The organism is Kocuria sp. CH-021 (genome assembly GCF_049716185.1).
Lineage (GTDB): Bacteria > Actinomycetota > Actinomycetes > Actinomycetales > Micrococcaceae > Kocuria > Kocuria cellulosilytica.
In genome coordinates this window covers 177902-186604 of sequence record NZ_JBNAFK010000007.1, presented here as the reverse complement: position 1 = coordinate 186604, position 8703 = coordinate 177902, and the positions used below count along the sequence as shown (strand labels likewise).

Here is an 8703-nt window from a genome sequence, read left to right as displayed (position 1 = left end):
GTCGGGGCTGGTGCGCGGGGACCTCGCGTGGCCGCCGGGGGCCGGGGGGGGGGCCCCCCGGGGGGGGGGGGGGGGCCCGGGGCCCCCGCCCCCCGGGGGGGGCCGCGCGCGGCCCCCGCCCCCCCCCCCCTTCCGTGCGTCCGGGAGACGGACTCAGCCGCGGCGCCCGGCGCCCTCGAGGTCGAGGGAGCGCTTGAGGATCTTGCCGGTCGGGCCCTTCGGCAGCTCGTCGACCACCTTGTAGTAGCGGGGGTGCTTGTACTTGGCCACGCGCTCGCGGACGAAGGCGTCCAGCGCGTCCACCGTCGCGCCCCGCTCCCCCTCGGGCACGTCCCGGAAGGCGACGACGGCGGCGACCTCCTCGCCCATCGCCTCGTCCGGGACCCCGACGACCGCGGCCTCGGCGATGCCCGGGAACTGGTAGATGACCTCCTCCACCTCGCGCGGGTACACGTTGTAGCCGCCCCGCAGGACCATGTCCTTCTTGCGGTCCACGATGTAGTGGAAGCCGTCCTCGTCCACCCGGGCGAGGTCCCCCGTGTGGAACCAGCCGTCGCGGATCGCGGCCTCGGTGGCCTCGGGGTTGCGCCAGTAGCCGGCCATCACGTACTCCCCGGCCACGACGAGCTCGCCGATCTCGCCCACGGGGACCTCCTCGTCGAGGTCGTCGACCACCTTGAGCTGCGCCCCGCGCACCACGGTGCCGATCGACCCCGCCCTGCGCCCGTGCGCCTCCTGGTTGAAGCACACCACCGGGGAGGTCTCGGACAGGCCGTACCCCTCGTAGATCGGCGCCCCGAACACCTTCTCGAACCGCTCCAGGACCTCGACCGGGAGCGGGGACCCGCCCGAGACCCCCGCCCGCAGGCGGGGCAGCTCGACCGGTCCCTCCCCGGCCGCGGAGAGCAGTGCCACGTACATGCTCGGCACCCCGGCGAAGACCGTGACCTCGTCCCGCGCCAGGATCTCCAGCGCGCGGGCCGGGTCGAAGCGCGGCAGGAGCGTGACGGCGGCCCCGGCCTGGACCACGCCGTTGAGCGCCACGGTCTGGCCGAACACGTGGAAGAACGGCAGGGCCCCGAACATGACGTCCCCGGGGCCCAGGTCGAAGAGGCTCGCGGACAGCTCCGCGTTGGTCCGCAGGTTGTGGTGCGTCAGGACGGCGCCCTTGGGCCGGCCCGTGGTGCCGGAGGTGTAGAGCAGGACGGCCGGCTCGTCGTCGTCGCGGTCGGCGACCCCGGGACGCGGCGGCACGTCCGCGAGGGCCTGCAGGGTCCCGGCGGCCGAGACCTCGACCACGGGGACCTCGCGGTCCAGGTCGGCGACCGCGGCCCGCGTGGCCTCGGCCATGGCCTCCCAGACCAGCACCAGGGACACCTCGGCGTCCGTGAAGTGGTAGGTGAGCTCCCGGGGGCTGAGGAGGGGGTTGAGGGGCACGACGACGCCGCCCGCGCGCAGGATCCCGTAGTAGGCGATCGGCATGTGCGGGACGTTGGGCAGGATCATGGCCACCCGGTCCCCCGCCCCGATGCCCCTGGCGGCGAGCATCGACGCGACCCGCGCGGACAGGTCGTCGAGGGCCCCGTAGGTCAGGACCCGGTCGTCGAGGACCACCGCCCGGGAGTCCGGGGAGGCCGCGGCCGTGTCGGTGAGCAGGGTGGCGAGATTCGTCATGGAGGAACTCCGGATCCCCGGTGCGCGGGCACCGGCGCGTGGTGAGCTGTGTCACACGAGCGTGCCAGCCGGTTACTGCAACGTCAAGACCCGGGTATTCCCGGGGCGGCGCGTGTCGCGGGCCCCGCCTTCGATAAACTGGGCGGCAGGAACTCCGTACGACCGACCGAACCTCGTAGGACCGACCGCGAAGGACCACCAGTGACCGAGAACTCCCAGCAGCCCCAGGACGGGGCGGCCCCCCAGCTGACCGAGGAGGAGATGGCCTACGTGCTCTCCCTGTTCGAGATGGCCCGGACCGGGGACACCGAGAACCTGCTGCCGGCCGTGCGCGCGGGCGTCCCGGCCGACCTCACCAACGGCAAGGGCGACACCCTGCTGATCCTCGCCGCCTACCACCAGCACGAGGAGACCGTCGCGGCGCTGCTCGAGGCCGGGGCGGACCCGGACCGGGTCAACGACAACGGTCAGACGGCGCTGATGAGCGCGGTCTTCCGGGGCAACGAGACGATCGTCCGGACGCTGCTCGGGGCCGGGGCCTCCCAGACGGCCGGCGCCCACTCCGCCCTGGACTTCGCCCGCGTCTTCGAACGCACGGAGCTCGTCCCCGTCCTGCAGGAGCACGCGGACCGCTGAGCCCGCCGGGCCTCCGCGCGCCGGCGGGCCGGGCTCACTCGGCGAGCTCCAGGAAGCGGCGGGCCACGGCGGGACCGCCGTCGGCGTCCCGGCACACCACCACGATCGTGTCGTCGCCGGCGATGGTGCCGAGGACGGCGGGCAGCACGGACGTGTCGATGGCGGACGCGAAGTACTGGGCGGCCCCCGGCGGGGTGCGCAGCACCACGAGGTTCGCGCTGGCCTCGGCGGTCACCAGCAGCTCGCGGCACAGGCTGGCCAGACGCGCGTCCAGCACCTCCTGGGTGATCCCCGAGGCGGGCGAGCGGTCGGCCCCGGCCTGCGGGACGGCGTAGACGAGGGAGCCGGAGCCGTCGCGGACCCGGACGGCCCCCAGTTCCACGAGGTCGCGGGAGAGCGTGGCCTGGGTGACCTGCACGCCGTCCTCGGCCAGCCGGGCGGCGAGCTCGGCCTGCGAGTGGATCGCCCCGCCCGTCACGAGGGCCACGATCCGGGCCTGTCGCGCGGTCTTGGTCGCGGGGATGCTCATGCCGGGACGGCAGGCGTGCCGGCGGCGTCCAGGTCGTACCGTCCGGAGCGGGCCATGAGCCACACGAGAAGGGCCTTCTGGGCGTGCAGCCGGTTCTCCGCCTCGTCCCACACGACGGACTGCGGGCCGTCGATGACCTCGGCCGCGACCTCGGCGCCGCGGAACGCGGGCAGGCAGTGCAGGAACAGCGCGCCGGGCGCGGCCCGGGCCATCGCCGCGGCGTCCACGGAGTACGCCCGGAAGATCTTCGCCCGGGCCTCGGTTTCCGCCTCCTGCCCCATGGACACCCAGGTGTCGGTGCAGACCACGTCCGCCCCGGCGAGCGCCTCGGCCGGGTCCGCGGTCACCTGCACGGACCCGCCGGTCCGTGCGGCGCGCTCCTCGGCGGCGCGCACCACGGCCGGGTCCGGGTGGTGGCTCGCCGGGCCGGCGACGCGCACGTGCATGCCGGCGGTGGCCCCGCCCAGCAGGTAGGAGTGGGCCATGTTGTTGGCGGCGTCCCCGAGGTAGACGAAGGTCAGCCCGGCCAGGCGTCCGCGGTGCTCCCGGACCGTGAGCAGGTCCGCCAGGATCTGGCACGGGTGGTAGGCGTCGGAGAGCCCGTTGACGACGGGCACGGTCGAGGCCGCGGCCATCTCCTCCAGCCCGGACTGCGCGTAGGTGCGCCACACGATGGTCGAGACCATGCGGGAGAAGACGCGCGCGGTGTCCGCCACGCTCTCCTTGCCCAGCTGGGACTCCCCCGGGTTGATCATCAGGGGGTTGCCGCCGAGGTCCGCGATCCCGGCGGAGAAGGAGGTCCGGGTGCGGGTCGAGGTCTTGTCGAAGACCACGGCCACGGTCTGCGGACCGGCGTAGGGCCGGTGGGCCCAGCGGTCGGCCTTGAGTCGGAGGGCGAGCTCGAGCACCTCGGCCTGCTCCTGCTGGGAGAGATCGGTGTCGACGAGGAAGTGGCGGGGGGTCATGGACGGGTTCATGCTTCTTTCGGCGGGGTCTCGGCCGAGGCCGCGGCGGGGGCCGTGACAGCGGCGGTGGCGGTGCTGAGGATCGCGGGGAGCGCGTCGAGGAAGGTGCGGGCCTGCTCCTCGGTCAGGACCAGGGGCGGGGCCAGGCGCAGGGTGCCGGGGCCGGTCGCGTTGACGATGAACCCGGCGTCCCGGGCGGCGTCGACCACGGCGGGGCCGAAGGGGGCGGTGGCCCCCTCGGGGACCTCGAGGTCGGCGCCGATCAGCAGCCCGCGCTGGCGCACGTCCCCGATCCCGGGCACCGCCCGCAGGCCCTCGCCGAGCACGGCGCCCACGGTGCGGGTGTGCTCGAGCAGGCCGTCCTCCTCGATCACGGTCACGGTCGCGAGGCCCGCGGCGGTGGCCGGCGGGTTGCCGCCGAACGTCGTGCCGTGCTGGCCCGCGCCGAGCAGCGCGGAGACCTCGGCACCGACGGTGAGCATCGCGCCGATCGGGAAGCCGCCGCCCAGGCCCTTGGCCAGGGTGATCGCGTCCGGCAGGTCGCCGTCGGTGAGCTCCGCGGAGGAGGCGAACCAGCGGCCGGTGCGGCCCATCCCGGTCTGCACCTCGTCCACGACGAGCAGCGCGCCGTGCCGGCGGGTGAGCTCCCGCGCCCGCCGGAGGTAGCCCTCGGGCAGCTCGCGCACGCCGGCCTCGCCCTGGACGGGCTCCACGATCAGCGCGGCGACGGTCCCGTCGAGGTGCTCCTCGAGGGCCTCGACGGTCGCGGGGATGTGCTGCACCCCGCCGGGCAGGGGCTCGAAGGGCGCGCGGTAGGCCTCCTTGGCGGTCAGGGCGAGGGCGCCCATCGTGCGGCCGTGGAAGGCGGACTCGAGGGCCAGGACGGTGCCGCGGGGCCGGCCGTCCGGGCCGGGGTGCTCGTGGCCGTGGCGGCGGGCCAGCTTGAACGCGGCCTCGTTGGCCTCCGCCCCGGAGTTCGCGAAGAAGACGTGGGAGCCCGCGGGCGCGCCGGCCAGGGACAGCAGCTTCCCGGCGAGCGCGATCTGCTGGGGGGAGGTGAAGAAGTTGGAGACGTGGCCCAGGGTTGCCAGCTGGCGGGAGACGATCTCCACCCAGCGCGGGTGGGCGTGGCCGAGGGCGTTGACGGCGATGCCGGCGAGCAGGTCGAGGTAGTCCCGGCCGTCGGCGTCGGTGACCACGGCACCCCTGCCGTGGGTGAGCACGAGCGAGGGGCTGCCGAAGACGCCGAGCAGCGAGTCGGCGTACTCGCCGAGCAGGGCGGTCTGGGCGGAGTAGCGGGACGCGATGTGCTGGCCGGCGGTGTGCTGGGCGGTCATGACGATGCTCCGTGGTCGGGGACGAGCTGGGTTCCGATGCCGGTGTCGGTGAAGATCTCGAGCAGGCACGTGTGCGGGCTGCGCCCGTCCACGATGGACGCCCGGCGCGCCCCGCCCTCCACGGCCCGCAGGGCCGCCTCCATCTTGGGGATCATCCCGGCCTGCAGGCTGGGGAGCATCGCGCGCAGCTCGGAGGCGGAGAGCGACGCGATGAGCGAGTCCTTGTCCGGCCAGTCCGCGTAGAGCCCCTCGACGTCGGTGAGGGCCACGAACTTCTCGGCGCGCAGGGCCACGGCCACGGCGGCGGCGGCGGTGTCCGCGTTGACGTTGAGGATCTCCCCCGTGGGGCGGCCGCGGGCGTCGACCTCGGGCGCCACGGAGGAGATCACGGGGATCCGCCCCGCGTCGAGCAGCTGGGTCACGGGCTCGGGGTTGACGCCGACGACCTCGCCCACGTGGCCGAGGTCCACCTCCTCGCCGTCCACGACGGTGCCCCGGCGGACGGCGCGGAACAGCTCGGCGTCCTCCCCCGAGAGCCCGACGGCGTACGGGCCGGTGGCGTTGAGCAGGGAGACGAGCTCCCGCTGGACCTGCCCGGTGAGCACCATGCGGATGGCGTCCACGGCCTCCCGGGACGTGACCCGCAGCCCGCCGCGGAACTCGGACTCGATGCCCAGCCGCTCCAGCATCCGGTTGATCTGGGGCCCGCCGCCGTGCACCACGACCGGCTTGATCCCGACGTGGCGCAGGAACACCATGTCCTCGGCGAAGGCCTGCCGCAGCGGCTCGGACACCATGGCGTTGCCGCCGTACTTGAAGACCATCACGGACCCGGCGTAGCGCTGGATCCAGGGCAGGGCCTCCATCAGGGTGCCCGCCTTCAGCTGGGCGGTCTCGTAGCGGGTCGGGTCACTGGGGTCGGTCATGGTTCTCCTGCGCCGTGGGTCGGTGCTGTCCCGGTCGGTGGGCCGGTCAGCTGGAGTAGGCGCTGTTCTCCTCGACGTAGTCGTGGGTGAGGTCGTTGGTCCAGACGGTGGCGTCGGCGTCCCCGGCCTTGAGGTCGACCAGGACGGTCACCTTGCGCCCGGCCGCCAGGTCCACGCCCTCGCGGGGGTCCCCGATCATGCCGTTGCGGCAGACCATGACCCCGTTGATCGTGACGTCGAGCCGGTCCGGGTCGAACGCGGCGTCGGTGGTGCCGACGGCGGACAGCACGCGGCCCCAGTTGGGGTCGTTGCCGAAGATCGCGGCCTTGAACAGGTTGGAGCGGGCCACGGAGCGGCTCACGTCCTCCGCCTGCCGCTCGGTCGCGGCGTTGACCGTGGTGATCTCGATGTCGTGGGACGCCCCCTCGGCGTCCGTGATGAGCTGCTGGGCCAGCGAGTGGCACACGGCCGTGACGGCCTGGCTGAACTCGAACTCGTCCGGGGTGATCCCGGAGGCGCCCGAGCCGAGCAGGACCACGGTGTCGTTGGTCGACATGCAGCCGTCGGAGTCGGTGCGGTTGAACGTGACCTTCACCGCGTCCTCGAGCGCCCACTGCAGGGCGTCCGAGGAGAGCTCCGCGTCGGTCGTGAGCACCACGAGCATCGTGGCGAGGCCGGGGGCGAGCATGCCCGCGCCCTTGGCCATGCCGCCGACCGTCCACCCGTCGCGGACGTAGGCGGCCTGTTTGGAGACGGAGTCGGTGGTCATGATGGCCCGGGCGGCGGCGGCCCCGGCGTCGTCGTCGTCCCCGAGCGCCGCCACGGCCCCGGGCAGGCCGCGCTCCATGACGTCCATGGGCAGCTGGACGCCGATGAGCCCGGTGGAGCACACCACGACGTCGCCGGCCCCGACGCCGAGCGCCTCGCCGACGAGCTCCGCGGTCCGGTGGGAGGCCTGGAAGCCCTGCGGTCCGGTGCAGGCGTTGGCCCCGCCGGAGTTGAGGACCACGGCGGCGGCCCGGCCGTCCGCGGTGGCGGCCTTGGACCACTGGATGGGCGCGGCGGCGATCCGGTTGGTCGTGTACACGGCCCCCACGTGGTGCTGGGGCCCGTCGTTGACGACGAGGGCGAGGTCGGGCCCGCCGGAGTCCTTGAAGCCCGCCGTGGTGCCGGCCGCGCGGAAGCCCTGGGCGGCGGCCACACCGCGGGTGGTGTCGACCTGCAGGGTGCCGGCCGGCTGCTGGGACGGGTACGTTCTCACGGTGCGACTCCTTGGAGGTTCAGGCCGGTGTCCTCGGGCAGGCCGAGGGCGAGGTTCATGGACTGGACGGCACCGCCCGCGGTGCCCTTGACGAGGTTGTCGATGACGCAGGTGACGATGACGCGGCCCGCCCGGGCGTCGAGGGCGAGCTGGAGCTGGGCGTGGTTGGAGCCGGCCACCGACTTCGTCGCCGGCCACCGGCCCTCGGGCAGGACCGTGACGAACTGCTCGGCCACGTAGGCGGACTCCCAGGCCTCCCGCAGCTCCGCGGCGCTCACGCCCTCCGCGATTCGCGCGGTGGCGGTCGTGAGGATGCCCCGGGGCATGGGGGCCAGCGTCGGGGTGAAGGAGACCCGCACGCGGCACCCCGCGGCCTTGGCGAGGCCCTGCTCGATCTCGGGGGTGTGCCGGTGCGCGCCGCCCACCCCGTACGGGCTCATCGAGCCCATGACCTCCGAGCCCAGCAGGTGCGCCTTGACGGCCTTGCCGGCCCCGGACGTGCCCGACGCCGCGACGATCACGACGTCCTCGGGCTCCAGGAGCCCGGCCGCGAAGCCGGGGCCCAGGGCCAGCAGCGCGCTGGTCGGGTAGCACCCCGGCACCGCGATGCGCGTGGCGCCGCGGAGCTGCTCGCGCTGGCGGGTGCCCTCGGTGTCCACGACGAGCTCGGGCAGCCCGTACGGCCACGTCCCGGCGTGCGAGGAGCCGTAGAACTGGTCCCACTCCTCGGCGGAGTCGAGCCGGTGGTCGGCGCCGGCGTCGATGACCACGGTCTCCGGCGGCAGCTGCGCGGCGATCGCGGCGGACGCGCCGTGCGGCAGGGCGAGGAAGACGACGTCGTGGTCGGCGAGGTTCTCCACCGTGGTGTCCACGAGCACCCGGTCGGAGAGGGAGTGCAGGTGCGGCTGCAGCTCCCCCAGCCGCTGGCCCGCGTTGGAATGGGCCCCCACGGCCCCGATCTCGATCTGCGGGTGACCGGCGAGGATCCGCAGAACCTCACCACCGGCGTAGCCGGAGGCCCCCGAAACTGCTGCGCTGAACGTCATAGGACCCACTCTAGCTCAAAGTTATGCATGGTCTTCAATAATTATGCACGCTACGGGGAGAGGATCGACGGCGCGGAGGCGCGGGTGCCCCTCGGCGGGGCGCGTCGGAACCCCCCTGTCGTCTCGGCCGCTCGTCCCGGCCACGGCCGTCGTCGCATCCCCCCGGAACGGCTGTGCCCCCGAATCTACGCTTCCCGTGTGCAAATCTCGATGATTACGGGGGCATTCCCGTGCCCCCTCTTGTGCTCACGCTACCCCTCGGGGGTCCCCGCAGGCAGAGCGCGGCCGGGCTTCCCGCCTACCATGGCAGGAGTTCCCGTCCGCGATCC

At 74.0% G+C, this 8703-nt stretch carries 8 protein-coding genes; 1 reads left to right on the top strand and 7 read right to left on the bottom strand.

The annotated features are described in order from the left end of the window. Positions 1–153: 153 nt before the first annotated feature. Positions 154–1674: a long-chain-fatty-acid--CoA ligase gene (locus tag ACPYN7_RS07560; RefSeq protein ID WP_058873539.1), complete on the bottom strand. Its 1521-nt coding sequence runs from the start codon at positions 1672–1674 to the stop codon at positions 154–156. A 201-nt stretch (positions 1675–1875) separates the two neighbouring features. Here ACPYN7_RS07560 and ACPYN7_RS07555 point away from each other — a divergent pair, with 201 nt between their 5' ends. Continuing rightward, on the top strand, positions 1876–2310 hold the full coding sequence (locus tag ACPYN7_RS07555; protein ID WP_424347218.1) for an ankyrin repeat domain-containing protein: 435 nt from the start codon (positions 1876–1878) through the stop codon (positions 2308–2310). 34 nt (positions 2311–2344) lie between these two features. Here the strand turns inward: ACPYN7_RS07555 and ACPYN7_RS07550 are convergent, their stop codons facing one another. Genes ACPYN7_RS07550 through argC form a run of 6 tightly spaced genes read right to left on the bottom strand, consistent with a single transcriptional unit; the run spans position 2345 to position 8374 of the window. Continuing rightward, on the bottom strand, positions 2345–2839 hold the full coding sequence (locus ACPYN7_RS07550) for an arginine repressor (RefSeq protein WP_058873538.1): 495 nt from the start codon (positions 2837–2839) through the stop codon (positions 2345–2347). After that, a complete protein-coding gene (gene argF / locus ACPYN7_RS07545; RefSeq protein WP_424347217.1) occupies positions 2836–3804 on the bottom strand; it encodes an ornithine carbamoyltransferase in 969 nt (322 codons plus the stop codon). The genes ACPYN7_RS07550 and argF overlap by 4 nt, the downstream gene beginning before the upstream one ends. 8 nt (positions 3805–3812) lie before the next feature. Further along, entirely contained in the window at positions 3813–5141 is a 1329-nt protein-coding gene (locus tag ACPYN7_RS07540; protein ID WP_424347216.1) for an acetylornithine transaminase, read from the bottom strand. Continuing rightward, positions 5138–6067: an acetylglutamate kinase gene (argB, locus tag ACPYN7_RS07535; protein ID WP_058873535.1), complete on the bottom strand. Its 930-nt coding sequence runs from the start codon at positions 6065–6067 to the stop codon at positions 5138–5140. The genes ACPYN7_RS07540 and argB overlap by 4 nt, the downstream gene beginning before the upstream one ends. Before the next feature lie 46 nt (positions 6068–6113). Beyond that, complete coding sequence (argJ, locus tag ACPYN7_RS07530; protein ID WP_368827445.1) at positions 6114–7328, bottom strand: bifunctional glutamate N-acetyltransferase/amino-acid acetyltransferase ArgJ; 1215 nt, start codon at positions 7326–7328, stop codon at positions 6114–6116. Next, positions 7325–8374, bottom strand: a complete 1050-nt coding sequence (argC, locus tag ACPYN7_RS07525) for an N-acetyl-gamma-glutamyl-phosphate reductase (RefSeq protein ID WP_424347215.1) — start codon at positions 8372–8374, stop codon at positions 7325–7327. The genes argJ and argC overlap by 4 nt, the downstream gene beginning before the upstream one ends. Positions 8375–8703 lie beyond the last annotated feature (329 nt).

Excerpts from the sequence above, each read along its gene's own strand:
- ACPYN7_RS07560 (WP_058873539.1), bottom strand. The coding sequence starts at position 1,674 with ATGACGAATCTCGCCACCCTGCTCACCGACACGGCCGCGGCCTCCCCG.
- ACPYN7_RS07550 (WP_058873538.1), bottom strand. The coding sequence starts at position 2,839 with ATGAGCATCCCCGCGACCAAGACCGCGCGACAGGCCCGGATCGTGGCC.
- argF (WP_424347217.1), bottom strand. The coding sequence starts at position 3,804 with ATGACCCCCCGCCACTTCCTCGTCGACACCGATCTCTCCCAGCAGGAG.
- ACPYN7_RS07540 (WP_424347216.1), bottom strand. The coding sequence starts at position 5,141 with ATGACCGCCCAGCACACCGCCGGCCAGCACATCGCGTCCCGCTACTCC.
- argB (WP_058873535.1), bottom strand. The coding sequence starts at position 6,067 with ATGACCGACCCCAGTGACCCGACCCGCTACGAGACCGCCCAGCTGAAG.
- argC (WP_424347215.1), bottom strand. The coding sequence starts at position 8,374 with ATGACGTTCAGCGCAGCAGTTTCGGGGGCCTCCGGCTACGCCGGTGGT.